General features: G+C 45.1%; 24 protein-coding genes. 6 read left to right on the forward strand and 18 right to left on the reverse strand.

Features of this window, described 5'->3' with window-relative positions:
• Positions 1 to 33 precede the first annotated feature (33 nt).
• Positions 34 to 714 carry a uracil-DNA glycosylase gene (locus OKIT_RS09040; RefSeq protein WP_007747283.1) on the reverse strand — a complete coding sequence of 227 codons (681 nt, stop codon included), beginning with the start codon at positions 712 to 714 and terminating at the stop codon, positions 34 to 36.
• Between the two features lie 15 nt (positions 715 to 729).
• Here OKIT_RS09040 and OKIT_RS09045 point away from each other — a divergent pair, with 15 nt between their 5' ends.
• Positions 730 to 1,269, forward strand: coding sequence for an LURP-one-related/scramblase family protein (locus OKIT_RS09045; protein ID WP_007747285.1), 540 nt, complete (start codon positions 730 to 732; stop codon positions 1,267 to 1,269).
• Here the strand turns inward: OKIT_RS09045 and smpB are convergent, their stop codons facing one another.
• The 3 genes from smpB to helD all read right to left on the reverse strand — a co-directional run bounded on the left by smpB (position 1,270) and on the right by helD (position 6,307).
• Positions 1,270 to 1,737 carry an SsrA-binding protein SmpB gene (gene smpB, locus OKIT_RS09050; protein ID WP_007747291.1) on the reverse strand — a complete coding sequence of 156 codons (468 nt, stop codon included), beginning with the start codon at positions 1,735 to 1,737 and terminating at the stop codon, positions 1,270 to 1,272.
• On the reverse strand, positions 1,737 to 3,914 hold the full coding sequence (gene rnr / locus OKIT_RS09055) for a ribonuclease R (RefSeq protein WP_007747293.1): 2,178 nt from the start codon (positions 3,912 to 3,914) through the stop codon (positions 1,737 to 1,739). Before rnr ends, smpB begins: the two co-directional genes overlap by 1 nt.
• Before the next feature lie 104 nt (positions 3,915 to 4,018).
• On the reverse strand, positions 4,019 to 6,307 hold the full coding sequence (gene helD, locus OKIT_RS09060; protein ID WP_007747295.1) for an RNA polymerase recycling motor HelD: 2,289 nt from the start codon (positions 6,305 to 6,307) through the stop codon (positions 4,019 to 4,021).
• Between the two features lie 89 nt (positions 6,308 to 6,396).
• Here helD and OKIT_RS09065 point away from each other — a divergent pair, with 89 nt between their 5' ends.
• A complete protein-coding gene (locus OKIT_RS09065; protein ID WP_007747298.1) occupies positions 6,397 to 7,092 on the forward strand; it encodes a histidine phosphatase family protein in 696 nt (231 codons plus the stop codon).
• Between the two features lie 18 nt (positions 7,093 to 7,110).
• Here the strand turns inward: OKIT_RS09065 and OKIT_RS09070 are convergent, their stop codons facing one another.
• The 5 genes from OKIT_RS09070 to OKIT_RS09090 are packed head-to-tail and all read right to left on the reverse strand — an operon-like array spanning position 7,111 to position 11,748.
• On the reverse strand, positions 7,111 to 7,950 hold the full coding sequence (locus OKIT_RS09070; RefSeq protein WP_007747301.1) for a class A sortase: 840 nt from the start codon (positions 7,948 to 7,950) through the stop codon (positions 7,111 to 7,113).
• Positions 7,950 to 8,966, reverse strand: a complete 1,017-nt coding sequence (locus OKIT_RS09075) for a lipid II:glycine glycyltransferase FemX (protein ID WP_007747304.1) — start codon at positions 8,964 to 8,966, stop codon at positions 7,950 to 7,952. Before OKIT_RS09075 ends, OKIT_RS09070 begins: the two co-directional genes overlap by 1 nt.
• A complete protein-coding gene (rfbD, locus tag OKIT_RS09080) occupies positions 8,966 to 9,805 on the reverse strand; it encodes a dTDP-4-dehydrorhamnose reductase (protein WP_028291773.1) in 840 nt (279 codons plus the stop codon). Before rfbD ends, OKIT_RS09075 begins: the two co-directional genes overlap by 1 nt.
• A 49-nt stretch (positions 9,806 to 9,854) precedes the next feature.
• Positions 9,855 to 10,817 (reverse strand): FAD:protein FMN transferase, encoded by a 963-nt coding sequence (locus OKIT_RS09085; protein WP_007747309.1) that lies wholly within the window; start codon positions 10,815 to 10,817, stop codon positions 9,855 to 9,857.
• The gene (locus tag OKIT_RS09090; protein ID WP_007747312.1) at positions 10,795 to 11,748 is read right to left on the reverse strand and encodes a LysR family transcriptional regulator; all 954 of its coding nucleotides are present in this window, start codon (positions 11,746 to 11,748) and stop codon (positions 10,795 to 10,797) included. The genes OKIT_RS09085 and OKIT_RS09090 overlap by 23 nt, the downstream gene beginning before the upstream one ends.
• A 186-nt stretch (positions 11,749 to 11,934) precedes the next feature.
• On the opposite strand from OKIT_RS09090, the gene OKIT_RS09095 reads away from it, so the two are divergent.
• A complete protein-coding gene (locus OKIT_RS09095) occupies positions 11,935 to 14,337 on the forward strand; it encodes an NAD(P)H-dependent oxidoreductase (protein ID WP_007747315.1) in 2,403 nt (800 codons plus the stop codon).
• Between the two features lie 59 nt (positions 14,338 to 14,396).
• Here the strand turns inward: OKIT_RS09095 and OKIT_RS09100 are convergent, their stop codons facing one another.
• The 6 genes from OKIT_RS09100 to OKIT_RS09125 form a co-directional block, all read right to left on the reverse strand.
• Entirely contained in the window at positions 14,397 to 14,990 is a 594-nt protein-coding gene (locus tag OKIT_RS09100) for a hypothetical protein (RefSeq protein WP_007747317.1), read from the reverse strand.
• A gap of 137 nt (positions 14,991 to 15,127) precedes the next feature.
• On the reverse strand, positions 15,128 to 16,117 hold the full coding sequence (rfbB, locus tag OKIT_RS09105; RefSeq protein WP_007747320.1) for a dTDP-glucose 4,6-dehydratase: 990 nt from the start codon (positions 16,115 to 16,117) through the stop codon (positions 15,128 to 15,130).
• A gap of 2 nt (positions 16,118 to 16,119) precedes the next feature.
• On the reverse strand, positions 16,120 to 16,689 hold the full coding sequence (gene rfbC / locus OKIT_RS09110; protein WP_007747331.1) for a dTDP-4-dehydrorhamnose 3,5-epimerase: 570 nt from the start codon (positions 16,687 to 16,689) through the stop codon (positions 16,120 to 16,122).
• Positions 16,690 to 17,565 (reverse strand): glucose-1-phosphate thymidylyltransferase RfbA, encoded by an 876-nt coding sequence (rfbA, locus tag OKIT_RS09115; protein WP_007747335.1) that lies wholly within the window; start codon positions 17,563 to 17,565, stop codon positions 16,690 to 16,692.
• A 31-nt stretch (positions 17,566 to 17,596) separates the two neighbouring features.
• A complete protein-coding gene (locus OKIT_RS09120) occupies positions 17,597 to 18,463 on the reverse strand; it encodes a glycosyltransferase (RefSeq protein ID WP_007747337.1) in 867 nt (288 codons plus the stop codon).
• Between the two features lie 295 nt (positions 18,464 to 18,758).
• Positions 18,759 to 19,616, reverse strand: a complete 858-nt coding sequence (locus OKIT_RS09125) for a glycosyltransferase (RefSeq protein WP_007747339.1) — start codon at positions 19,614 to 19,616, stop codon at positions 18,759 to 18,761.
• A gap of 137 nt (positions 19,617 to 19,753) precedes the next feature.
• On the opposite strand from OKIT_RS09125, the gene OKIT_RS09130 reads away from it, so the two are divergent.
• From OKIT_RS09130 to OKIT_RS09140, 3 genes are all read left to right on the forward strand, one after another.
• Positions 19,754 to 20,986, forward strand: coding sequence for a Fic family protein (locus tag OKIT_RS09130; RefSeq protein ID WP_007747341.1), 1,233 nt, complete (start codon positions 19,754 to 19,756; stop codon positions 20,984 to 20,986).
• 122 nt (positions 20,987 to 21,108) lie between these two features.
• Positions 21,109 to 21,804 (forward strand): glycerophosphodiester phosphodiesterase family protein, encoded by a 696-nt coding sequence (locus OKIT_RS09135; protein WP_007747343.1) that lies wholly within the window; start codon positions 21,109 to 21,111, stop codon positions 21,802 to 21,804.
• Between the two features lie 35 nt (positions 21,805 to 21,839).
• Positions 21,840 to 22,706, forward strand: coding sequence for a metallophosphoesterase family protein (locus OKIT_RS09140; protein ID WP_007747345.1), 867 nt, complete (start codon positions 21,840 to 21,842; stop codon positions 22,704 to 22,706).
• Positions 22,707 to 22,772: 66 nt separating this feature from the next.
• Here the strand turns inward: OKIT_RS09140 and OKIT_RS09145 are convergent, their stop codons facing one another.
• From OKIT_RS09145 to OKIT_RS09155, 3 genes are read right to left on the reverse strand one after another with little or no spacing between them, the layout of a single operon-like run.
• The gene (locus OKIT_RS09145; RefSeq protein WP_007747347.1) at positions 22,773 to 23,609 is read right to left on the reverse strand and encodes a carbohydrate ABC transporter permease; all 837 of its coding nucleotides are present in this window, start codon (positions 23,607 to 23,609) and stop codon (positions 22,773 to 22,775) included.
• Positions 23,606 to 24,466, reverse strand: a complete 861-nt coding sequence (locus tag OKIT_RS09150; protein ID WP_007747349.1) for a carbohydrate ABC transporter permease — start codon at positions 24,464 to 24,466, stop codon at positions 23,606 to 23,608. The genes OKIT_RS09145 and OKIT_RS09150 overlap by 4 nt, the downstream gene beginning before the upstream one ends.
• On the reverse strand, positions 24,466 to 25,716 hold the full coding sequence (locus OKIT_RS09155) for an ABC transporter substrate-binding protein (protein ID WP_007747350.1): 1,251 nt from the start codon (positions 25,714 to 25,716) through the stop codon (positions 24,466 to 24,468). Before OKIT_RS09155 ends, OKIT_RS09150 begins: the two co-directional genes overlap by 1 nt.
• Position 25,717 lies beyond the last annotated feature (1 nt).

Consider the following 25,717-nt stretch of genomic DNA (forward strand, 5'->3'; position numbering starts at 1 on the left):
CTTATTATCATAGAAAACGCTTCCATATGCACGTTATTTCAACCAATTAATTGCATTTCTGCCGTGTGCCTGCAGCCAGTCATTTGTCTGGCTAAAGGGCCTGCTGCCAAAAAAGCCGCGATTAGCCGACAAACCAGACGGATGTGCCGACTGCAGAATCAAATCTTTTTCAGCGTCGATTAACGAGGCTTTTCTCCGTGCGAAATTGCCCCAGAGGATGAAGACTTTTGGCTGCGGCTCGGCACTGGCCAGCTGAATCACTGAATCTGTAAATTTCTCCCAAATCAGCCCGGCATGCGAATTAGCTTGGTGTTCTTTAACTGTTAGCACTGAATTCAAAAGCAGCACGCCTTGCTTAGCCCACGGGATTAAATCATGCGATTGCCTTGCCTGTCCCAGATCAGTCTGAATTTCTTTATGAATATTCTGCAGGCTGCTAGGTGCCGGAAAATCGTCAGGAACGCTGAAACTCAGCCCTTGTGCTTGGCCCAGCTCGTGATAAGGATCCTGGCCGACGATAATCACCTTCGTATCAGCTAAGCTTGTATCAAGCATAGCAGAGAAAATCTTGTCAGCCGGCGGGAAAACACGGTCCGGCCCTTCATAACAGTCAGCTAAAAAGTCATTGATCTGTTTAAAATACGTTTCACCTAGGACTGGCAGCAGGTGTTTGTACCAATCGGTCTTTTTTAAATTTATTAAATAATCATTCACGGTTAAAATTATAGTATGAGTCGTTATTTTTTAACCCAACAGCATGATACGCGTCAAAAAGAAAATCGCGCCTACAACGAAGATTTGACAATCGCTTTTAATATTTCCGGTAAAATCGGCAGCAAAAACGATGTCCTGTATGTTTATGACACACATGGCGTTGAACAGTCCCGTATCCGCCAGGTTTCCTATGGTATTCTGCCACGTTTTCAACTGCTCTATCACGATAAATATGTGGCCTCGATCGGCTTCAATTTTGCAGGGTTAGGAGATATTATCTTCATTCGCTACTTAAATTGGGTCGTCACAGGCGAAATTACTTCCGGCAAATACCGCATTCGCCATGGCCGGGTCAAACTGTTAGAAGTTAATCCTGTCTCATTTCCAGACGGCCTGTACTATCAATTGGACGTGACCAAAGACGCCCAAGCACCAGTCCATGTGGCGATTGCGGCCTTATTAGACCGATGGGGTGTTAAAAAAAATCGCAGCCTCCTGCAGCTGCCGACTCGCGCGACGAAATACAAATACAAAATGGCCACGAGAATCAATTAATCAATGATAATTTTTTAGATTTTTGCCCAATTCGCGCTGCATGTCGCGTTCCTTGATTGTCTGCCGTTTATCGTAATTCTTTTTACCAGTACCGATGGCAATCAGAATTTTGGCAAAACCTTTTACGAGATAAACGCGCAAAGGGACAATCGTCTTGCCGCCTTGCATCACAGCCTCGTCTAAAGCAGCAATTTCGCGTTTGTGCAGCAATAGTTTGCGCCGCCGGAGCGGATCACTATTGAACTGGTTGCCCTGCTTATAAGGCGAAATATTGGCGTTATTCAAATAGGCCTGACCGTTGCGAATTGTAACGTAAGCATCCCCAATCGTGATTTGGCCCAAGCGGACAGATTTAATTTCCGTACCAGTCAATTGGATACCAGCTTCGTAGGTCTCACCGATCAGATAGTTAAAAGAGGCTCGGCGATTATTGGCCAAGGCTTGGTCTTTTGTCTGTTTTTTAGCCATTAATGCCGGCCTCCGCGGAGACGATATTTACCTGTCGACTTGTAGGCTCCTTTTTGTGGACGCTTCTTTTGCCCTCCTTGGCTATTTTGGAAATTGTTGCCTGGGCGGTGGCTATTGTCATGATGAAAAGACCGGCGTTCAGGCTCGGCTGCCAGACGAATCTTGGTGATTGGTGCTGCTTGCGGGTTGACCAGTTTGAAATCAATTTTGCGCGTCTCTTTATTGGCATTGACAACCTGTACTTTCACTGCCAGACCAATTGTAAAAATCCGATGGCGCGTCCGGCCAATCAAAGCCTGGCGCGTCTCGTCATACTGATAGACATCATCGTCCATCGTGCTGATATGGACAAGGCCTTCAATCGTATTAGGCAAACTGATAAACAAGCCGAATTTCAAAGCCGAATTGACAACACCGTCGTATGTCTCGCCAATATGGTCCTCCATATATTCAGCGAATTTCATGTCGTTGGTGGCTCTTTCGGCATCAACTGCGCGGCGTTCTCTTTCAGAGGTATCAACACCGATTTGAGGCAGCTTGTCGCGGACGGCTTCAGTAGCTTTTGGGCCAGTGCCGAATTTGGCATAATGTTTGATCAAACGATGAACGACCAAATCCGGATAACGCCGGATTGGCGAAGTGAAATGCGTATAATATTTGGCCGCAATGCCAAAATGGCCAATTGGCTGAGGAGAATAATGGGCTTGTTTGGTCGCCCGCAGCATCATGGTCTGAATCATCATCTCTTCAGGCAAGCCGGCAACAGCTTCTAAGGCCGCCTGGAAATCTTTTGGCTTTAAATTCTTCGGATCAGCCTTAATCGGATGGCCGATTGCACGCATGAATTCAAAGAAATTGGTGACTTTATCGCCTTCAGGCACTTCATGGACACGATACAAAAAAGGTACATGCAGATGATCAAAATGCTGAGCCACGGTCTCGTTAGCAGCCAGCATAAAGGATTCAATCATACGCTCGCCAATCCCGCGATCGCGTACAACGACATCAGTCGGATGACCTTTTTTATCAACGATGATCTCAGCCTCATTGGTCTCAAATTCAATGGCACCACGAGCTGTCCGCATTTTAGCTAAAATTTTGTGCAGCCGGCCCATTTGTTCGATCATTTCAGCCAGATCAGCATATTTGGCCCGTTCGGCGCTATCACCGGCTAAAATTTTATTGATCGAATCATAGGTCATACGTGCATGTGAGCGAATGATACTGGGCTGGATTTTATGTGAAACAATTCTTCCCTGCAAATCAATTTCCATCTCGCAAGACATGGCCAAACGATCCTCATTCGGATTCAATGACGCAATGCCGTTAGAAATTTCTGTCGGCAGCATCGGAATAACGCGATCCGTCAAATAGACTGAGGTCCCGCGTTTGTAAGCCTCCTGATCCAAAGGCGTCCCTTCAGGCACGTAATTAGACACATCAGCGATATGAACACCTAAATGGTAATTGCCGTTGGGCAGCTTCCAGACAACAACCGCATCATCAATATCTTTCGTGTCAGCACCATCAATCGTGATCAGCGGCTGGTCGCGAAAATCAGGCCGGCCATCAGCTAAAGCCTGTTGTAAATCAATTGATTGCGGAATCGCCTTGGCTTGTGCTGCGGCTTCATCCGGGTAAACACTGGGGATTTTCAAGCTATAAACGATCTCAAGGATGTCAACGCCAGGCGCATCGGAACGACCGATCACTTTGGTAACAGATCCGATCAAAACGGTCGGATTGCTGCTGGTCGGAAACACACTGGTCGTTACTGTCACAGAATCGCGATCGCTTGGCGTCAGGCCTTTATTGTCGACAAGATACTTAAATTCCTGCATTTTGTCATCGCTAAAGGTAATTGTCCCGATAAACTGGCTAGGGTCCATTGGGTGCGGCAGATCGTCACGATTGACGCCCGAACGAAAAACACCCACCACCTGTTGATTGGCGTGACTGAGAATTTTTTCAACTTTGCCTTCTGGACCGCGGCCATCACGACCAGCATGAACGATTGAAGCCAGCACTTCATCGTTTTGCATGGCCAGATTCGTGTTGGCTCGGCCGATAAACAGGTCTTCTTGACCCTCATCAGTCTTAACGAAGCCGAATCCCTTGGCGTTAGCAACGAAAGTGCCGTTTATGAATTTTTCTGAAGCGAATTGGGTAGTAGGCATACTTTTCATTATATCGGTTATATGAGCAATAAAAAAACGCCATGATCCGAAGATCATGGCGGGTAGGTAGATAGATACTACCTCAGCTGGTCGCATTTATTATATCAGATTTTTTCATAAAGATGCTCATCAACCTGATTAAACAAGCGGCTAAATTCTTGGTCTGAAAGAATCGTGAGACGGTGCATCGCACGGCTGGCAACTGTATACAACAATTCACGGTCATTTTCGCCACTATAATTACGATTATCAACCTGCCATAAAATGACGGCATCAAATTCCAGACCCTTGGCCAGATAGCCCGGTATGACAATCGTACCCGGCACCAGACGCTGGTTTTCCAATGTGATCAACGTTGAGGCGGTGCCAGCTTGTAAGAGATCTTCATGGACTTCTTTAGCCTGAGCAGCAGTTTTTGTGATAATCGCCGTTGTTAATTCATCAGCCAAATTATCCTTTAGTATCTTGACTAAATTAGCCGCGGCATTGCCCTTGATAAACTGCGGTTTTTGTCCTTCACGGGCAAAAGCTTCGATATTTTCCGAATCAGTCAGCAAAGCACTCGTAAAGTCGGTAATCTGTTCGGTCGAACGATAAGTCTTCGTTAATTTGATCGTTCTCGACTTGTCCGGGTCAAACAGCTGATACATGGCGGATTCAAGGCTGCTGGCATTTGTCCGCGTGAAAATAGCTTGGTTCAAATCACCCAAAAGCGTGAACTTGGCCTTCGGGAAAGAAAACTTCAAAAATGCCAGCTGGAAGGCCGTGTAATCCTGAACTTCATCAACGAAGAGGAAACGAATCGACCGGTCACCGTGATGGCCGTTGACCAAATCAAACAAATACAGATAAATAGCCGTATCATTTAAATTCAGCTTGCCGTCTGCTAAATCAGCAGCCGAACGATCACAGGCACGAGACCACTCGTCAGGCTGAATGCCGAATTGATCCAAAGACAGCAAAGTTGGGACGGCTTTGAGAAAACCGAGGAACAACTTGTTAGGATTCATGAAAATACCACGGCGGATGCGTCGGAAAACAGGTTTTAACGCTTCGCGGACGATTTTTTTAGCCAGTTCGTTGCGCTCTTTTTTTTCGGATTCGAATTCTCGTTTGTCCGGATCACCCAGCATCAGCTCAAGATCACTAGCTGCTAGATTTTCAATCGCGATATCCACCCAGCGTTTTTTCATCTCTGAGGAAATCCGGCCCATCGTCTTGCGCAGCAGTGCTTGTTTGGTAGCCTCCAAACGTTGACTGAGCGAATAATTGCTATTGAAGGAATAATAAATTTCAGCAATTTCTTCAGATGAGAAAAAGATTTCTCCTTGAAACATGAGATTTCGAAAACTCATGCCTGAACGGCCGATATGTTCGGAATACCGGCGAACTGCCTTAAAGAAAGGCAAGCTGCCCTTAAAATCAGTCATTTTCACAGACTCAGGATCGTTTTCGCTTTCAAAACGCTCAGCTAGAGTCTGCACTTCGATTTTCGGCAGGCGGTAATTAGCATATTGATAAAAGGTCATTTGAATCATGTTGTTTTCACCCAGATCCGGCAGCACCTCATTGACATAGTCATTAAAAATCTGGTTTGGTGAAAACAAGACGACTTGTCCGGACGTGATCTTGCCGCGGTAGCGATAAAGCAGGTAAGCGATTCGCTGCAAAACAGCCGCCGTTTTTCCCGAACCAGCAGCGCCCTGAACAAATAGCAGATCGGAATCTGTGTCTCGAATGATCCGGTTCTGTTCGCGCTGAATCGTCGTCACGATCGACTTCATTTTCGTTGATGAATCCGAAGATAGAGCCTCTAAAAGCAATTTATCGCCAACCGCTTCTTCAGTATCGAATAAAGTCAAAATCACGCCATCAGCGATTTCAAACTGGCGTTTTAACTTGACGTCAGCCGTCTGCGTCCCATCAGGTGTCTGGTAATCAATCTTCCCTAAAGCGCCGTCATAATAAATAGAAGAAATCGGGGCTCGCCAATCATAAACGTAAAAATGCCCGCTTTCATCAGCAAACGACGCCAGGCCAATGTAAATTGTCTCTTTTTGAGCTGCCTGATCACTCTGATCAATAAAATCAATCCGCGCAAAATAAGGCCGGCCCTGCAGCTTTTTTAATGTCGCCATCTGAACTTCAGCCTGGGATTGATCGCGTTCGCGCTGTGCCAAAATCTGCTGCTGGGCATGGACGGATGCGCCGGTCTCAACCACCGCATTGAAGTCGGAAAACTTCACGCGAATGTCCTGCCAGCCCTTTTCAGCTTCTTTTAAATTGTCTTTAGCTCTGCTGATCCGTGTGCCGGTCTCGACGATTTTCTTGTCAAGTTCCTTTAACACCAGATCCAGATGCTGCTGTTCATTGTCTCTTATCGTATCTGTCATAAAGTCGTCATAATATTATACGCCAAAAACACTGATTAAGTAGACAGAATTGCCGGCGGTGGATTTACGCGGCGTGCTAGAATGAAATTATGACAGAACAAGGTATTAACGTATTTTTTGTCCGCCATGGACAGACCTATTTTAATTTGATGGGTCGCTTTCAAGGCTGGTCAGATATTGATCTAACTGAAAAAGGTATTGCAGACGGCAAAGCAGCCGGAATTAGGCTGGCCGGCGTACATTTTAAGGCTGCATTTTCTTCCGACCTGCCCCGTGCCTACAATACGGCCCGCTTTGTTCTAAACGCCAATCAAGCTGATTCTCCGGCTTTGCCAACAGCTGAAAAGGACTTTAGAGAAATCTTTTTCGGCAGCGCTGAAGGCTTGACCATTCAGCAAATTGTTGCTGAATATGATCACGGTTTTGATAAGACCATGCAGGCAGAAGCCGTTGGTTATGGCGACACAATCGCAAAATTTGGTTTTGACGGCCTAATGGATCTTTTTAAAAAGAACGACCCGCTGCATCTTGCTGAAGACTCAGCCGAATTCAATCAGCGTCTCACACATGGCTTGAATATGATCCGAGAGACTTTCAAGGCTGGCGATAATGTGCTCGTCGTCACACACGGCAGTCTCATGCGTGCCTTAGCAAACAAATTTCAATCAGCCGAGCTCGCTTCTCACAAACTCGATAACGGTGCGATTTCCAAACTGATTTTTGAGCCAAAAAAAGACGGTCGTGTCACGATAGCCGCCTGGAACGATACGGAAAAGATCTGGTAACAGATCTTTTTTATTGCTTTATTTTTTGAATCCGCCCATGGCGCCGTTTGATCCTTCTTCTTGCCCAGGGTTAAACCAATTGACATGCGCATTGGTCTGATTGAGACGCATGTCAAAAATGCGAAGCAGCGTTTTCGGTGCTGTCATCAAGGGATATTTTTTGCTCAAGACAGCTCGGGTGATAATCCGGTAATTGATATTGGGAAACAGACAGGAAATAATCGTCAGTGTCGGCTGTTTGCCGATGGTATTGGCCGGATCCATGACTGACACTTGGTCTTTATAGACCGTGTTTTGAACAACAACGCGATAAACATACAAATTTTCTTTATCAGCTGCGTAAACTTTGATGCCGTCAAGGCCATGAACATCGTGTGTCCCGCTACTGGTTAAATAGGGCGCATTTTGATTTTCAGTCAGTTGCAAAGGCGAAAATCCCGTCACATGGTTATTAAAATTATGTGCGGCCAGCGAATAATTGCTCTTTTGGCCTAATTGTTGGCCTTTGACTGAAGCTGCGCCTAAATTCAGCGTCTGGCTGCTATAAGGATTAACATAAATCGGCAGCAGAATGTGCTGACTAGGAATCGCCACATAACCGATTTTGTCCTCTTTTTGATCGGCATGCGGATTCCATTGAATCATTTTAAGAATCTCGGCGGCATAGGAAGGATCAGATCGTTTGACAATTTTTCCCTTGGGTTCATAGACCTTTAAAGGCTGAATACGCGCGTATAATTCTTGAAAATGCTGGTAACCGAGATAGCCTAAAGTGGACAAAAAAATAATCAGTAAAAGAGCCGGCAGCAGCCAGCGGCGAAAACGATGTTCACTTGTCCTAGCCTGCTTTTTTGCCATTACTTAAAGGTCTTCAAATACTGTTCGTAGGCCGGCTGGTCTAAGACTTTGTCGACTTCGCCGATATATTCTCGCGGTGCATCTTCGTAGGTAAAACCATGTTTGAAACGAAAAAGGCCGTCAGAAGGATCGAATTGGCCGACGCCGCCAAAATCGTATTCAGCTTTCCCTAGCGATAAACCCCATTTCGTCATCTCCCACTGCACGAGATAAGGCGCATAATGTTTGGAAAATTCCCGGTCCGATCCAGCATACATGTACCAGATCTCATCCCCGTGAGCAAAACCAATCCCCGACGCAATAACCTGGCCCTGAAAATGAGCGACAAAGATCTTCAGCAGGCCAGTCTGGGCAAACAAATCCACCATGCGGTAAAAATAGCTTTCCGGACGATAAGTAATCTGCTGATAGCCGGCCATTTTTTTATAAGTATCGTAAAAAGCGTCGACAAAATCCCGATTACATCCAGAAGTGACCTTAACGCCGTCTTTGATAGCCCGGCGGATCTGGTTGCGGTAGTCGCGTTTGAAATGTTTCATCAAATCGTCTGTGTTGGCCATGCCTTGATAGCTCATTACCATATTTTTGCGCGGCTGAATATTGCCATGCATCGTCGTGACCTGGCGGTTACGCGTCTGAAAACCAGCTGCAAGATAACGCTGATTTAAATCGTCATCATAAGCGACTTCCGGATCCATGCGCAGCAAAAAAGTATTCTTTGGCAAAGCAGCAACGGCTTCATCAACTAGGCTGGCAATTAAATCAACATTCTGAAAATCAGCAATCGGCCCGCGCGGCGAATAAGCTAAAAGCCGTCCCGGCACGGCTTCGATTGTCAAAACAGTCATGGCCGCAATCACTTCTCCCTGATCATTTTCACGATACACAAAAAGATGCCCCCAATTGGCTTTCAAGTCTGCCCAGAGAGTATCTTGTGTGGCCTGCCCGCGCCAATTCGTGCGGACAAAGCGATTATATTTATCAACTGCTTGTTTATCTGCTAAATCTAATATCATTACTTATCTATCATACCCGACATTTTCAAAGCTTCCTGCCAAGTCGGGATTTTAAATCCGGTTGCTTTGGCTTTCTTTAAATCCAGAATCGAATGGCGCGGCCGATAGGCTTTTTGCGGAAATTGTTCCGATGTGACAGGCTCAATTTCAGCCTGGCTGCCCTTTAAAATTTCTTGGGCAAACTGATACCAGCTGGCAGTACCGTCGTTGGAAAAGTTATAAATACCCGGCTCTTGACCGCTATCGACTAAATGCTGCATAAATTCAGCCAGCGATTTAGTCCAGGTCGGCCGGCCAATCTGGTCATTAACCACCGTCAGTTTCGGGTGTGTCTCAGCTAATTTCTGCATCGTATAGACGAAATTATGGCCATATTCACCATAAACCCAGCTGGTGCGGACCACATAGGCCTTAGCATGCGAAGCAAGAACAGCCTTTTCGCCAGCTAGTTTAGCCTTGCCATATTCATTTTTAGGATTGACTGAGTCTGTTTCCAAATAAGGCGTTTCTTTTTTGCCATCAAAAACATAATCCGTGGATACATAGACAAGCGTTGCGCCAAAAGCAGCCGCGGCCTGTGCCAGATTTTTAGTACCATCGACGTTCACGGCCCAATTTCGTGCTTTGCCTTCATCTTCGGCTGCATCGACTTTTGTATAAGCTGCAGCATCAAAAATCACACCGGGTGCCTGAGCCTGAACAGCTTCAAACACTGCTTGCCGGTTCGTAATATCCAGCATTTTAGAATCATAAGCAGAAAAGTCCAAATTCTGTGCTTCTAGCAGTTCATGCAGCTCGCGGCCCAATTGGCCGTTTGCACCAGTAATTAAATATCTCATAATCCAATCATAATAAAAAAAGCCGTCATTGCGGTTTTTTAAAGGAATATTATGGCTCAATCATCTGATAATCCGGATTAAGCAGGTGAAAAGATTGTTGCAAACCGTTTGTGACTGCCACTCGCCGGTCGCGGGTCACAAAAATAGCTTCCAAATCCGGCTCTTTTTCAATCATAACTAAGCCAGATTCTAGGCCGGCATAAAAAGCCAAAGTCGTCCAGATATCGCCGTCAATTGATCGCGGGCTGATAACCGTGACACTGGCTAAATCATTGGCGATTGGGTAACCGGTTTTGGAGTCAAACATGTGATGGTATTTTTTTCCATCTACTTGTAAAAAACGTTCGTAGATACCAGAAGTCACAATCGATCGAGCAGGTGTTTCCAAGCTGCCCAGAAGCTGATTACGCGCCAGATCCGGGTCTTGAATACCAACACGCCACAATCCGTCTGGGTGCTGGCTTTTCCCCATCAACAGAATATTGCCGCCCAGATCAATCACGCCGCTCTTTAATCCGTGCTGCTGCCACAAGGCTAAAACAGCGTCTGCGATATAGCCTTTGGCAATCGCACCCAAGTCAAGTTCCATACCGGCTTGCTTTAAAAAAACAGTCCGCTTGTCGTCATCCAGCTGGATCTGAGCGGGATCGATCAAAGATAGACGTTTTTGAATTTCGACCGGATCCGGCAGATTAGCACCGGAAAAACCAATTCGCCACAATTTAACGAGCGGCCCAATGGCAGCATTAAAACCTAGATTGAGTCTGCTGATGGTGTAAGCGCATTTTATCAAATCATAACTAATTTTTGAAACAGCGACCGGATGCCGGCCGGCAGCTTGGTTGATCGACATTAATTCGGATTGATCCCGATTGACGGTTAAACGGTCTTCATAATCGCGAATTAAATCGTAAGCGGCGGCTAGATCAGCCTCTTGAGCTGGCGGCAATAACGTCAGGCTGATCCGCGTCCCCAAGGCGTAATAACTTTTATGAATTATCGACAGTGGCATCTTGTTCCTTTCCAAAAGGCGGCTGGAAAACTTCCTGGGCCAAATTCATAAAATTGATTAATGGTTCGCTAGGCGCTACATCCACATCAAAAGTTCCCGAGATATCAAATTGAAAGACTTCCGGGCTTATGCTAATGACTTGCAGGTCGGCTTTTCTAACCTCTTCAGTCAACATCAAACGCGGAATCAATGTCGCTGCAAAACCAGCACAAGCCAGACTCCGTGCCGTAGAAATATGGGCCGTTTTCACAAGAATATTCGGCGCTAGATTATATTTAGCCGAGTAAGCATTCACAAGCCTTTGAAACGAGGAGCCCTCTTCTTCACTGATAAAATCCAGGCCATTAACCAGCGGCCCGATATCCTCGATACTTGGCGGCAGCTTTAAGTCTCTGGACAAACGCCTGGGCAATAATAATACCGCACCATCTGTGAACAGTCGGCAACAGGAAAATTCTTTACGGTAACCTGGTGTGACACCGATATACAGATCAATCGCATGGTTCAGCAGTGCTTCTTCTAATTCGCTGGCGGTCTTTTCAAGCAGATGCAGATGAATATGCGGATAGCGTTGATAAAACACCGGCAGGAGTTGGGGCAACACAACTGAGGATAGAGATGGCGTCACACCAATTGTTAAGCTGCCAGCTGAAACGCCAGCAAATTGCCGCAAATGATGCTGCATAGTCTCATATGATTGATTAAAACGTTTGCATTGTTCCAAAAAATACTCGCCGGCATAGGTCAAGTGCAGTGGATGACTGCTGCGGTCAAGAAGTTCGACTTGATACTTTTTTTCTTGTTTACGAATGATTTTGCTGATTGTCGGCTGGCTGATAAAAAGTGCGTCAGCGGCTTGTGAAATGCTGCCCGTGCGCTTAACAGTCTCCAAAACATCAATGATCTGGCGGTCAAATGAAAAATCTTCCATTGTCTCCTCTGATAATGATAGTGCTCATAATTATGCCCTTTTTGGCATATTTTCTCACAAAAAGAGCTATTTTGAAAGCGCTGCCACCAGGACGATAATAGAGGCAGGGAAAGTAACTGTTGTTTTTTAAACATACTTGCTCAAAAAGTCACAATTAATGTTAGCCATGATTCAGGAGGAACAAATTTGAACTTCGTCGCATTGGTTGGCACAAATGCCAGCTATTCATTCAATCGTCAGCTGCTTGCTTATATGCAGCGTCAATTTGCCAAAGAGGCGCAGATTACAATCGTCGAAATCAGCAACCTGCCCTTGTTTAGCGAAGATAAAATCCTGCCCGATGTCGTCAAACATCTACAGCACGAAATCGATCAGTCTGACGGCGTGATTATCGCCACGCCAGAATATGACCATTCAATCCCGGCAGCTCTGAAGAGCAGCATTGAGTGGCTTTCTTGGGAAATCCATCCCCTCAGAGAAAAGCCCGTCATGATTGTCGGCACCTCGTTGGGTATTCAAGGAACTTCCCGTGCCCAGCAGCATCTGCGCCAAATTCTCGATTCACCCGGTGTCGGTGCTTTTGTCATGCCTGGAGATGAAATGATGCTGGGTTTTGCCCAAAACGCCTTTGATGCACGAGGAGACCTGAAAACATCTGATAATATTAACTTTCTAAGGCAGTGCTTTACAGACTTTCTTAATTTTGTTTCAAAAATTCCAAAGAAGGAGCCATCAAAAATGGAAGATACGAAGAAAAACGCCATTCAATGGGAATCGGCTGTTTACGATGTGATTGTGCTGGGATTTGGTGCCGCTGGTGCGACTGCCGCGCGTTTTGCCGCTGATACTGGTGCCAAAGTCCTGATAGTCGATTCAGCTCCGGACGGTCACGAAGGCGGAAATACACGTTATGCCGGCCAACTTGTCCTCACCGGTTATGATTTTAAAAAAATGAAGACCTATTTCAAACAACTTTTCGGCCCGATTTCCGTCGAAGAAGACACACTTGATACTTACGTTGACGGGCTGGTTAATATGCGCGATTATTTCACCAAATATTTAGGAGTCCCAAACCCGACCAGTTACAACAAAGTTCATCGGGACCCAAATTACCAAGCGTTTGCAAACGGCCTATCGCCTGAATATCCAGAATATGAAGGCTCTGATACAGTGGACCTCACGACGGTTCACGACGGCTATTTCGACGCTTCTCTATGGAAAAACCTCCGCAAACAAGTCACAGACCGAGCTAAAGAAATTGACGTCTGGCTTGAATCACCTGCCATGCATTTGATCAGCGACCCTGACAGTCAGGCTGTTGAAGGTGTCCAAATTCAGCGCAAAGGCCAAATTGTCAATGTCCGCGCCCGCAATGGTGTCGTGATGGCTATGGGCGGGTTTGAAAACAATCAAGACGATATTCAAAACTTCATCGGTGTTCCTAAATTAAAAGTGATTGGCACATTGTACAACAAAGGCGACGGTATTCGGATGGCCCAAGAAGTTGGTGCCAAGCTCTGGCACATGAAGAGTTTTGAAGGTTACGGTTTTGATACGGGTCTCGTGTTTGATAATCCAGAGGAAGAGCGCGGCAAATTCATCCTCTCACCATGGCCGGAATTATCACACGGCAGCATTTTTGTGGCTGGTGATGACGGTGGCCGCTACCTGCGTGAAGACGAAGACGGCCGGCACGGTCATGCCTATGAACACGGCAGTTGGAAGAGCCCAACCGTTTATGAGCATCCCCACTTGATCTTTGACCAGGCTCAATTTGATAAAATCAAGGCGCAAAAAGAGCTGCCTTATCCGGATCTATTCAAACTTGTGATCCAAGCGGACAGCCTAGACGAATTAGCTGACAAAATCCAAGCCGATCGAAAAACACTGGCAGACACAGTCGCAGCCTTTAATCAATTCGCTGAAAACGGTGAAGATGCTGCCTGCCATCGTGATCCGGCATCTATGCAGGCCTTTTCTCAGACTGGCCCCTATTATGCTGCGCCAATAACCACTGCCATGCTGAACACACAAGGCGGTGCCAAGCGAAACAGCCGTGCCGAAGTACTGAATGCCAGCGATCAGCCGATTCCGCATCTTTATAGTGCCGGTGAATTCGGCGGCATTAATGCTAACCAGTACAATGGCGGCGGTAATCTGGCGGAATGCTTGATTTTTGGCAAGATTGCTGGTGAAAATGCTGCCGCTGTTAAGGGTGATCAAGTGATCGAAAGCCGAGCAGCAGCTAATACAGCGAATCTCGGCAGCAACGATCTCAGCGACGAAGAAACCTTGGATCAATACGAGACAGCTGCTAATCAATATCTCGGTATCAGCGAAGCCGGCATCGGCGGTCAAGTCGTTGTCCGTGTCACTTACATGGATAATAAGATTGCCAAAGTCGAGGTACTTAAAGAGTCTGAAAGTGAGGATGTCGGCCGTCAAGCAGTTATGCAGCTGCCTGACGAAATGGTCGAACAAAACACTTACGATGTGGACGCCGTTTCCGGTGCCTCAGCTTCCAGTCGTGCGATTAAGAGCGCTGTTAAAAATGCGTTGGATAAAATCAAGCCTGTCAATGCAGTTTAAATTCAAAATTCACGGTCAAAATAAAAAGCGGTCTCACAAACGGGATCGCTTTTTTATAATTATTGATTCTGCTGCACGGTGTTATCCGCGTAATTTTGAAGATCCTGAACATCTCTTAAAGCAGCGTCCAAATCTTTATTGCGTTCTGTCAATTGAGAGATCTGATTCTGCAGATCGGCAATTTGGCGATTTGCCTGCTCCAATGACTGCCTTGCATTTGCCACATCTTGCTGTCTAGCGTCAACTTCTTGCTGTTTTGCTTGAACTTTATTATTGCCGTCAGCAATGGCTTGCTGCGTTTCAGCAATTTTCTGCTGGAGCTGGGCCTGAAATGACGCGTTCGCATCGTTTAATTGACCTTGTAAACTGATCAATTGCGACTGCATAGCACTGACGTTGGATTGTGCTGTCTGCAAATCGTTGCGCGATTGTGTCAGCTGATTGTTAAAAACCGCCAGCTGATTAGTACTGTCCACAATTTTTCTATTCTTATCTTGAATACGATCAGCCAAGGTTGTGATATCCTGCCTGACAGCCTGAACATTTTGATGGCCGGCCCAGACAGAGTCGGCAAAAGACTTGACGCCAAAGCCGGAAAAAAGCAGCAAAGACCCTGCTCCAAAGACTAAGAGATATTTTTTGATATTTGACATAGTTCCCCAAAAAAGTTTATTTATCAGGCCTGAAGGTTTTTTGCCCAACAGGTTAAGATGTTACTAAATATCCAGAGATAATGTCAAGCGTTAATCACAAAGTCAAAAAAAAGCCCGATATTCGGGCTTTTTAACAATTATTTCAAGACTGCCTTGCTCTTCAAAGGCTGCCACCATGTTTCGTGTGTCTTATACCAATCAATGGTTTTGACAATCCCTTCGTCGAACATAATCGTTGGTTCCCAACCCAGTTCGCGCTTGATCTTGCTTGGGTCGATCGCATAACGGCGGTCATGGCCCAGACGGTCAGCGACGTACTTGATCCGGTCAGCCGATAAACCAAGATTATCCACGATCAAATGGACGATCTGATTGTTTGTCCTCTCATTGTGGCCGCCGACATTATAAATTTCACCAGGTTTGCCATTGTGCAATACGAGATCGATCGCGCGGCCATGGTCTTCGACATAGAGCCAATCACGGATGTTTTCACCGTCACCGTAAATCGGCAGCTGTTTGCCGGTCATGCCGTTTGTCACCATCAAAGGAATCAGCTTCTCAGGGAACTGGTAAGGACCGTAATTGTTCGACGTGCGCGTAATATTCACATTCAGGCCATAGGTCTCATAGAAAGCACGTACTTCCAAGTCGGCAGCGGCTTTTGAAGCCGAATATGGCGAATTAGGAGCCAGAGGCGTCTCTTCATTAAAGAAACCATTTTTGCCCAAGGTACCATAGACCTCATCAGTCGACACTTGGAGAAACTTTTTAATACCGTATTTTTTGGCTGTCTGCAGCAGATTGACAGTACCCTCGACGTTGGTCTGGACAAACAATTCTGGATGCAGAATCGAGCGGTCAACATGCGACTCAGCGGCAAAATTCACGACTGCATCAAAATCGTATGTTTTAAATAAGTAGTCAACCAGTTCAGCATTGCGGATGTTGCCATGCACGAAAATATGATGCGGATTGTCTTTGATATCGTCAAAATTGTGCAGATTGCCGGCGTAGGTCAGCAAATCAAGATCAATCAAATTATAGTCCGGATACTTGTGCAGCATATAATGGATAAAATTCGACCCGATAAAACCGGCTCCGCCTGTGACAAGAATATTCATAGCCATGTTTATATCTCTCCGTATACAAAATTATTTTCCGCATCCTTGAAAAGCGGATGATGCTGATCCTTTTCCGAGAGAATCGCATGAGAAACATCAGTCGGCCACTGAATACCAATCTCAGGGTCATCAAAAGCAATCCCACGATCTGCTTGCGGCGCATAATAACCATCGACTTTATAGACAAAATTGACATTCGGCGTCAAAGTAACAAAGCCATGAGCAAAGCCTTTTGGCACGAGCAGCTGACGGTGATTATACTCAGATAGAATGTAGCCTTCCCACTTACCATAGGTTGGACTGCCTTTACGCATATCGACTAAGCAGTCCCAGACAACACCTGTCACAACACGGACAATTTTCGTCTGTGTGTAAGGCGCCATCTGATAATGCATACCGCGTAAAACGCCGGCTTCAGCCGATAAAGATTGGTTATCCTGCGTAAAGTCGAATTTCAGACCTAGTTTTTCAAATTTTTCTTTCGTCCAAGTCTCAGTAAAAAAACCACGCTTGTCACCAAAAACGTCTGTTTCAATCAGCTTGACGTCTTGAAGCTGTGTATCAATCAATTTCACCATTTATTTCTTCTCCTGTCCGGCAATTCTTAATAAATATTGACCATAATCATTCTTTTTTAAGGGCTGAGCCAAAGCAATCAGCCGATCGACGGAAATATAACCCATGCGATAAGCGATTTCCTCTAAAGCTGCCACCTGCAGATTCTGCTGTTTTTCAATCGTCGCGATAAAATTCGATGCATCTAAAAGCGAATCATGCGTACCTGTATCAAGCCAGGCAAAACCTCGTCCCATCACTTTCACGTCTAGGTCGCCGCGCCGCAGATATTCGGCATTGATATCGGAAATTTCAATCTCACCGCGTGCTGAAGGCTGGACTTTTTTAGCAATATCGACAACATCGTTATCGTAAAAGTACAAGCCAGTCACGGCATAGTTGGATTTAGGCTTATCGGGTTTTTCAACAATCGACAAAGCATGTCCTTGTTTATCAAATTCGACCACGCCAAAACGTTCAGGATCTTTGACCTGATAACCGAAGATGGTCGCACCGGTCTTTTTGGCTTCAGCTGTCTGCAGCAAAGCTGATAAACCAGCACCATAATAAATATTGTCGCCCAAAATCAAAGCGACACTGTCTTGACCAATGAAATCTTCGCCGAGAATAAAAGCTTCAGCCAAGCCCTTAGGTTCTGGTTGAATCTTGTATTCGATATGTAAGCCGATTTGAGAACCGTCAGCAAACAATTCTTGGAACTGAGGCAGAAATTCCTCAGTCGTAATTAGAAGAATATCTTTAATTCCGGCCAGCATGAGCACAGACATCGGATAATAGATCATTGGTTTGTCATAAATTGGAACCAGCTGTTTACTCGTTGCTTTTGTGATCGGATATAAACGTGTACCTGATCCGCCGGCTAAAATAATGCCTTTCATGAGGCTCCTTTCAAAACTGTCGTCTTCTTTATCAGACTGCCAGCTTGGAGAAATCAGCGATTTTATGCTGGATTTCCTTTTCTAATTGAATATTTGCAAATGTTGTGCACAGATGATCCCCGATCAAAACATGCCGAATCATCTTCAAATAAGCCAAGAAATTCGGGTTTTCATCGACATCTTCAATAAAGTGGCTGGGATGCGTTTTCATCTCTTTTTGCCAAGTGCTGTCCTGATGCGCACGCCGATACAATAAAGGCTTGTGCAGATGATACAAAGAACCGCGCAACAGTGCTGACAGCCAGGTCGCCTGATCATGAGATTGCGGCAGGCCGTTGGAGTCCGTGGACACTTTTTGGAAGACTTCCTTTAAGAACGGGATCAATGTTTTTCTAAATGCCAAAGTGCATCCATCGCGTCTAATCAATAGATTAAACAAATTTGGAATCACTTTATAGAGCGGATCTCGCCCGCTTTCAGGAATTTTCGCCATTGGCAGAATATTCTGATTTTTTGGAATAAAACTGTAGTCGGACACCAAAGCTTCCATATCATTATTTTGGCTGAAGCAGCTTAGGTAATCCGAAACTTTATCTTCGTGCCATAGGTCATCCTGGTCAGTATAAAAAATCACGTCCGTCTTGGCCTGGCTAATCATTTGAATAAAATTCTGACGCCAGCCTTTTCTAATTGGATTGACTTTAAAGTCCCAACTTTTTTCGAGATGACGGTTGCTGATAAATTGCTTAACGATTCGAGCTGTGTCATCACTGGAACGATCATCACGAATAATGACCCGATCCGGCTGACTTTTTTGATCATAGATTGATTGCAATTGATCAGAGATAAATTGCGACCCGTTATAGGTCGCCATGATTGATGTTGCTGTTAATTTCATAACCACCCCCAATTCTCATTGTAAATTTTTCTAACAAAAGGGCAAATTGCAAGTCAGCTTTGAGAAGGGTTATTCATGGAAAAACAGCTAAAATCTGTCACACACAAACATTGCTGCAGACAGCCGAAAACCCGCTGCTAGCAACAACTTCAGTATACAAAGGATTTTGAATGAAATGCGTAAAATTAGATCATCATGAATAAAATGAAATTTTAATTTTTTTAAAAATATAAATTCGTTTAAATTGAATTAATACAAATTCTTCTATTTTTTAATTTTTATGTTTTTGACGAAATCAAGCTTCGGAGCGTAACAAGCGAGTTTCGATTTCTGCCAATAATTTGTTTGCAAGTTCTGGATAAGACAAAGAGTGGCGGTCAAGATATGCCTGAACTGATTTGATAAAGAGCGGAAAGTGGTCATTTTCGCTTGGAATAGCGGCAAAGTGGCCGCCACTAGCCCGTTTTTCCAGCTGCCAAGCACTGTCTGCATGAGCGCGGCGAACAAACAAAGCTTTTTTAATATGATACAAAGACTGCCTTAATATAGCTGCCAGCCAGGTCGGCTGGTCATGTGTCTGCGGCAGTCCATTACCGTCAATCGGTACCTCATGAAAAATATTCAGAACAGTCGGTATGATAGTTTTCCTGACAGCCATCGCACAGCCTGGACGCAAAGTCATTAAATTCGCCAAAGTAGCAGACACACGTGTCAGATTCTGATGATCCGGTTCGTCTATTGCAAACATTGTCAGCAGATTTTGTCCGGCCGGCAGGTAATCAAAGTCCGATACCAGCAACTCTGCGTCTGGGTGATTAGTAAAGATTTTCATTGACTCAGACACCTTGTCGTCATACCAAAGATCGTCCTGATCACAATAAAAAACAATATCCGTATCGGTCTGGGCTAACATATGAAGAAAGTTTTCCCGCCAGCCTAGGCGTTTTGCATTGACTTGAAAATCCCAACGACCGCCTAAATGATGCTGGGCGACGAAGTCCCGTGCCACTTGTGCCGTATTGTCCGAAGAACCATCATCAGAAATCAGTACCTTTGTCACAGGCATTTTCTGCTCATAAATTGATTGCAGCTGCTCATGGAGATATTTTTCACCGTTGTAGCTTGCGATAATTACCGTGGATGTTAGATTCATGGTCACCTCCTATTTTCATTGTATGATGGACTTTAACGAACAATTTTCGTAAATTAGCCCAAGTTAGCGAAGGGACTATGATTATGGTTTTTAAATTCTCCCATTTTGCTTATTTTGTTAAAATATGAGTGAGCAAGATGGCTTATAAAACATTAAAAACAGTTGCCTACGAGGCGCATAATGATATCAAGACAATTCAGGCCGAGTACGACCGCCGGCAGCAGAACTATGGTGTTTTCAAAACTGGCCTCTTCCCATATCTTAAAAAAGGACGCACCCTCGCCGAGGATAGCCGGGAAATCTTTCTGATTCCTTTACGAGAAATCGCAATCTCATCGGAACGGATCGAATATAATTCGGCAGAAATCAAATCACTCATGGCCCAGTTGCCAACTCAAGCCCGACAGCTTTATATCGACAACAAATTGGCTTTAGAACTGCTCAAAACCAATCAGCTGGCTGGCTTAAAGCCCTCTAGGCCTGAGGTTGCGATCGCAATGGAGCAAGCCGATACAAAATCTTTTCAGCAGATCCGTTTTGCTCCGATGGCGCGTATGTATCGCAGGCTTGTTAGAAAAGACTATCAGCGGATTGAAAGCCTCGTTGATATCCGCAAAATCTATGATCAGCTGCTAGTTGGCTTGATCGATTCTCAGCAGCTGCCGGATGGCGCCTTTTTCCGTGCCGGTCAGACGACTGTACTGGATAAAAATCGTGACAGCGCTTATGAGCTGCCGGCTGATGAAAACGGCTTGGAAAATCGTTTGCAGCATTGGCTGCAGTTTATTTCTAATAAGAATATCCCCTTTATGATTAAAGGCTTGCTGGCACATGCTTATTTCATTAATATCCGGCCTTTTTACGACGGCAATCTGCGTACAGCCCGCTACATACTGACATCATATCTGGCCAGAAAACTCGATATCATCACAGCTTTGAGCCTTGCCAGTGCTATCAGCGACAACCAGGAAAAATTTCAAAAAGCGCTGTCTGCTGTCGACGACTACCGGAATTATGCAGAAGGCAGTTTCTTTGTTTTGGATATGCTCTCGATGATTGAAGAAAAACAGCAGCAGCTGCTTGAAGAATTAAGTGCCAGCTGCCAGGCATTTCAACTGAAAAATGAAAAAATCCGTCAACAGCATGCGACGGCTGAGACGGATTATTATGTCTTAAACACGCTATTGCAGTCCGGCCTATTTGCGGCTGGCATCGACCAAGGCCTGCTGGACCGAGACATCCTCAGCCAAGCAAAAAATTATGGTTTATCAAAACGCGCTGTCGGCCTCGCCTTAAAGGACCTGACAAACAGGCAACTCATCCAGCTGGTCAAGAAAAATCCGATGCAGCACGTGTTCGAGATGAATTAGTCTTGTGACGACGACGGAAAATATCACTCATGTGCAAGCAGGCCGAAAAAGCCATGAACAGCTATATAATTAACAACAACCGAGCAAACGGCTGGTCAAATTAATGTTAGAAAGTGCCTCTTATGTCAGATAAAAAAACACTCATTTTTGCCCATCGTGGTATTCCCGCGCTAATAGCGGAAAATTCTCTCTCATCATTTCGATATGCAGTTGAGCACCATGCTGACGGCATTGAATTCGATGTCCATCTGACTAAAGACCGCATCCCCGTGATCATGCACGATGAACGTTTGGATCGTACCAGCGACAGCAGCGGTTTTATCAAAGACAAGACTTTTGCCGAATTAAGACAGAACCATTTAAAAGATGGCCAGCAGATTCCTTCTTTAAAAGAATTCTTGGAACTGGTTAATCAGCAGCCTATCCGCCTGAATTTAGAATTTAAAACGGATATGTTTCATTACGAAAACATTGAAAATATCGTCATGGACATGGTCAGCCGTTATGATTTGAAATTCCCTGTTATTTACTCTTCTTTCTATTTGAATTCACTTCGAAATGGCTACGCGATTGATCCGACAGGCCAATATTGTTTTCTGCATGCCAGATATGTGCATAACCCAGAGCATTTTATGAAAGTTAATCACCTTGCCGGCCTTCATTTAAAGCACTACCAAAAGCTCCCAGGCGGATTGCCGCAGAGAATTTGGACCGTCGATGACCCTTCAGAAGAAAAGAAACTACTGAAAAAAGGTGTTGCCGGTATTTTTACAAACAATTTTCTGCAGGCGGGCCAAGTCGCAGCCTTTTTCCAGTAAAATAAAGGTAGCAGCAAAATAATAGGAGCTTTCTCATGGAATTATTGTCCACTGACCAACAAGCCTTCAGAATCTGCCAGCTAACTGATCTGCATCTGGGCAGCCGCCCTTTTTCCGTTGAGGATCAAGAGACGCTCAAACGCATCGGCCGAGTACTAGCCAGTGAACATTTTGATCTGATTATCATCACAGGTGATTTGATTTGGGGAAATAGAATCAAGCAGCCTGAAGAAGTTTTGAGTTATTTTTATCGTATGTTTGACCAAATCGATACGCCAATTGCTGTGACCTACGGCAATCATGATACCGAGGGAGATTTTGACCGCAAGCGTCTACGCGAGCTGGAAAAGTTGATTAAGCATCCTGCCAGCAAATATGATATTTTTGTTTTTCACGATTTGGAAAATTACGTCTTAAAAGTCTTTGATCGCAATAGCCGAGAGCTGTCTCACCTGCTCTATGTCTGGGACAGCGGTGCCTACAGCAGCAATAATCGTATGGGCTTGTACGAGCCAATCAACCCTGAACAGATCCGCTGGTTTGCTCAGCTGCCTGAGCCAGTCAACCCGGATCGTGCCGATTTAGGCTTCATTCACATTCCGATCCCTGAATTTGCACAGGCACAAAACTTGATCCGTGATGGTCAGATAGCCGAAAAAGTCGGTTCACCGGAAATTAATTCCGGCCTCTTCTACAGTCTGCTGCAAAAAGAGAATTTCAAAGCCCTGTTTGCCGGCCACGATCATGACAATAATTTTACGGGCAGCTACAAGGGGATTGACCTGGTCTACGGCAACGTCAGCGGCTATAACACTTACGGCAAACTGGCGCGCGGTTATAAATTAATCGAACTGTATCCCGATCATGCGATCTATAAAAATATTCCCTTTGTCATTGATTGATTGATTTTATATATATGAAAAGACCGCTGCTAAGGGCGGTCTTTTTGTTTGGCTTCACAAGTAGATTTACTTCACAGCACCATTGACGACACCACTGATAATCTGCTTTTGTGCAAACAGGTAGAAAATCAGCACCGGCAGCGACGCCAGCATATAAGAAGCAAAGGCCAGATTGTAATTTGTGCCGAATTGCGACTGAAAAACCAACTGCGCCATCGGCAATGTGACGGCTGAATTACCGTTTCCACTCAATACAACCAATGGCAGCAGCAAGTCATTCCATGAGGCTAAGGCCGTCAGAATAGCGACCGTGGCGTGCATGGGCTTTAGCAATGGAAAAATAATTTTCCAGAAAATCTGCCAGCTGTTGGCGCCGTCCAGATAAGCAGCTTCGTCTAAGCTAACCGTGATATTTTTCAGGTAGCCGACATACAAGAGAACACTCATCGACATTTGGAAGACCAGATACATGAGTACCAGGCCGAATTTATTATCGATTCGCAGAAATGACAGCTGTTTGACCAAAGGCAGCATCAGCATGGAAAAGGGCACAAACATTGCACTCACAAGGTAATAATAAGTCCAGCGATAAAAGCGCTTATTCATGTTGCGGGCGATCGCGTAGGAAATGATCGACGTTAGCAGGACGACAACAACGACACTGCAGACCGTAATCACCAATGAATTGAAGGCCGTTTGAAAGAAATTAGTCGTGGTGATCGCGTCTATAAAATTAGCAAACTGTAAAATTTTCGGAAAACGGAAGAAGTTGGCTAGATTTGTGCCCATTTCCGATGGCTTTTTCAAAGATATAACAATCGCCATGTATAGTGGGATCAGAATCAGGACTGATAGGATCGTGACAAGAATCGTTGTTAGCCAATTAGTTTTATGAGCTGTCATAACTGTACCTCCCGTTTATTCAAAACTTTCAGCTGGAACACGGAAATCGCCACAATGATAATGAAGTAAATCACCGAATTGGCGCTTTGATAACCGAATTGATTGCCGCTGAGGCCGTTTTGATAAATCAGCATCGAGATTGAAGTCGTCGAAGAAGCCGGCCCGCCGCCAGTCAAGGACATGATTTGATCGAAGACCATCAGGAAATTTCTCATGCTGACAACCAAATTGATCGTAAAGAAAGGTGCCAACAGTGGGAATGTAATCGTCCAGAAAGTGTTCCAACTGCTGCTGCCGTCCATTTTAGCCGCTTCGTAAATATCCGTGGGAATCGTCTGCAGGCCGGAAATATAAATCAGAATGTTAAAAGCTACAGACTGCCAGGCAACCGTGATCACGATTCCGATCCAAGCGGTGCCCGCGTTTCCTAAAATACTGGAAGAAAGAAAGACCCAACCTAGTGCTTTGCCCACTGACGGCAGCATGAAAGTGAAAATGTAATTGAAAATATAACCCACGATCAAGCCGCCTAGGACATAAGGCAGAAAATAAATGCCTCTGAAGAAGGTCTTGAACTTCACATTTGAATTCAAGGCCAAGGCCAGTAGAATGCCAATCACGTTGACCACAACAGTCGTGACGACCGCAAATTTAAAGGTGAACCAGTATGAAGATAGGACCGATCCGTCCGTAAACAGACGGAAATAGTTGCTGAGGCCGATAAATCGAAATGTGCCAAAGCCTTTTGAATTCGTCAAACTGTAGACGAATCCTGTCAGCAGCGGCACCGTATCGAACAGAAAGAAAATCACGACCAGCGGCACTGTCATTAATAGAAATATTTTTTTGCGACTCATTATTCGCCATCCCCTTGTGGACCTAAAATATTCTTCAAACCACTGTTCATCTGATTAGTAAAGGTCTTGGCTTTCTCGTGATTCACCAGATAAGCCTGCAGCATGCTCGGTATTTGCAACTCAGTCGGGTACATATATTGCGGCGACATCGTGATGCGGCCTTCACGCAAATTCGGCACCACATCGCTGATTGAAGCTGGATAGGTGTTAGCCTTTTTCAGCGTTGACAAGGCAAATTGCTGCTTCAGATATTTTTCGTAAGGGCCATTCGCCAGCATATAGGTCAGCAATTTTCTCGTCGCGGCATAATGCCTCGTCTTTTTTGAAATGGAAAAGACAATATCGATCCCGGAAACACTCTTGCTAGGCTTGTTATTATTAGCAGGAAAAGTAAACATGCCAAGATTGATTTTTGGGTTAACCTGCTTGATTAACGGAATGGCCCAGTTTCCCTGCAGGTACATGTAGCTTTTGCCGTTAGCAAAGGCTGAAGTAGCGTCGTTATAGTTATAGGAAAAAACGTCTCCTTGCGAATATTGATCAAGCTGGCGCAGTTTTTGCAAAGGCCGATTATATTCGGCATCGTATTTTCCGATTGTCGCAGCCGTGATATTGAAGGCACGTGCTTTCATCAAATTACCAGCCAGAGGGTTAAAAGCCTGCTGGATCGTCCAGTCATCCTTATAGCCTAAATACAGCGGCGTTTTCCCTTCGGCTTTCAATCTTTTGCATAGAGCAATAAATTCAGGCCAAGTCTGCGGTATTTTCAATCCCGATTTTGCAAACAGCGTCTTGTTGTATAAAACACCTGAGACATTAGCTGCATATGGCACACCATGGATTTGGCTGCTTTTTTCCAAAAACTTCATATTTGCTACATATGAAGGGCTGAACTGCTTTAGAAGCGGGTCATGCGTCAGATTCCGGAAAACATCTGCTTTGGCGTAATCGACATAATACTGTTCACCGCCTAGGCCGATTAAATCCGGTACCCGGCCTTTGACCATGCGTGTTTTCAAAACTGTGTAGGCACCGCCTGGCGCAGAAAGCTCGACGTGGATATTGGGATTTTGTTTTTCAAAACCATTAATCAGGCTTTGAAATGTGGCAGTCGCTTCCGGCTTAAACACAAACAATTCAATGCTGACACCCTTCTTTTTCGGCATCCGGACAGCCCAGATCGAGAACAGAGCAACCAGAACTGCCGCAACAATGATCACCCATATGTAAATTTGACGACTTTTTTTCATG

Origin of the sequence: Oenococcus kitaharae DSM 17330 (assembly GCF_000241055.1) — a bacterium.
In the GTDB taxonomy this organism is placed as follows: Bacteria; Bacillota; Bacilli; order Lactobacillales; family Lactobacillaceae; genus Oenococcus; species Oenococcus kitaharae.

What these genes read in the sequence shown, in the direction of transcription:
- rfbC (WP_007747331.1), bottom strand. Translation starts at nt 16,689, where the DNA reads ATGGTGAAATTGATTGATACACAGCTTCAAGACGTCAAGCTGATTGAA.
- OKIT_RS09090 (WP_007747312.1), bottom strand. Translation starts at nt 11,748, where the DNA reads ATGGAAGATTTTTCATTTGACCGCCAGATCATTGATGTTTTGGAGACT.
- OKIT_RS09140 (WP_007747345.1), top strand. Translation starts at nt 21,840, where the DNA reads ATGGAATTATTGTCCACTGACCAACAAGCCTTCAGAATCTGCCAGCTA.
- OKIT_RS09065 (WP_007747298.1), top strand. Translation starts at nt 6,397, where the DNA reads ATGACAGAACAAGGTATTAACGTATTTTTTGTCCGCCATGGACAGACC.
- OKIT_RS09155 (WP_007747350.1), bottom strand. Translation starts at nt 25,716, where the DNA reads ATGAAAAAAAGTCGTCAAATTTACATATGGGTGATCATTGTTGCGGCA.
- OKIT_RS09075 (WP_007747304.1), bottom strand. Translation starts at nt 8,966, where the DNA reads ATGATATTAGATTTAGCAGATAAACAAGCAGTTGATAAATATAATCGC.
- OKIT_RS09145 (WP_007747347.1), bottom strand. Translation starts at nt 23,609, where the DNA reads ATGACAGCTCATAAAACTAATTGGCTAACAACGATTCTTGTCACGATC.
- OKIT_RS09085 (WP_007747309.1), bottom strand. Translation starts at nt 10,817, where the DNA reads ATGCCACTGTCGATAATTCATAAAAGTTATTACGCCTTGGGGACGCGG.
- rfbB (WP_007747320.1), bottom strand. Translation starts at nt 16,117, where the DNA reads ATGGCTATGAATATTCTTGTCACAGGCGGAGCCGGTTTTATCGGGTCG.
- rnr (WP_007747293.1), bottom strand. Translation starts at nt 3,914, where the DNA reads ATGCCTACTACCCAATTCGCTTCAGAAAAATTCATAAACGGCACTTTC.
- OKIT_RS09130 (WP_007747341.1), top strand. Translation starts at nt 19,754, where the DNA reads ATGGCTTATAAAACATTAAAAACAGTTGCCTACGAGGCGCATAATGAT.
- OKIT_RS09135 (WP_007747343.1), top strand. Translation starts at nt 21,109, where the DNA reads ATGTCAGATAAAAAAACACTCATTTTTGCCCATCGTGGTATTCCCGCG.
- OKIT_RS09150 (WP_007747349.1), bottom strand. Translation starts at nt 24,466, where the DNA reads ATGAGTCGCAAAAAAATATTTCTATTAATGACAGTGCCGCTGGTCGTG.
- OKIT_RS09100 (WP_007747317.1), bottom strand. Translation starts at nt 14,990, where the DNA reads ATGTCAAATATCAAAAAATATCTCTTAGTCTTTGGAGCAGGGTCTTTG.
- helD (WP_007747295.1), bottom strand. Translation starts at nt 6,307, where the DNA reads ATGACAGATACGATAAGAGACAATGAACAGCAGCATCTGGATCTGGTG.
- rfbA (WP_007747335.1), bottom strand. Translation starts at nt 17,565, where the DNA reads ATGAAAGGCATTATTTTAGCCGGCGGATCAGGTACACGTTTATATCCG.
- OKIT_RS09120 (WP_007747337.1), bottom strand. Translation starts at nt 18,463, where the DNA reads ATGAAATTAACAGCAACATCAATCATGGCGACCTATAACGGGTCGCAA.
- OKIT_RS09070 (WP_007747301.1), bottom strand. Translation starts at nt 7,950, where the DNA reads ATGGCAAAAAAGCAGGCTAGGACAAGTGAACATCGTTTTCGCCGCTGG.
- rfbD (WP_028291773.1), bottom strand. Translation starts at nt 9,805, where the DNA reads ATGAGATATTTAATTACTGGTGCAAACGGCCAATTGGGCCGCGAGCTG.
- smpB (WP_007747291.1), bottom strand. Translation starts at nt 1,737, where the DNA reads ATGGCTAAAAAACAGACAAAAGACCAAGCCTTGGCCAATAATCGCCGA.
- OKIT_RS09045 (WP_007747285.1), top strand. Translation starts at nt 730, where the DNA reads ATGAGTCGTTATTTTTTAACCCAACAGCATGATACGCGTCAAAAAGAA.
- OKIT_RS09125 (WP_007747339.1), bottom strand. Translation starts at nt 19,616, where the DNA reads ATGAATCTAACATCCACGGTAATTATCGCAAGCTACAACGGTGAAAAA.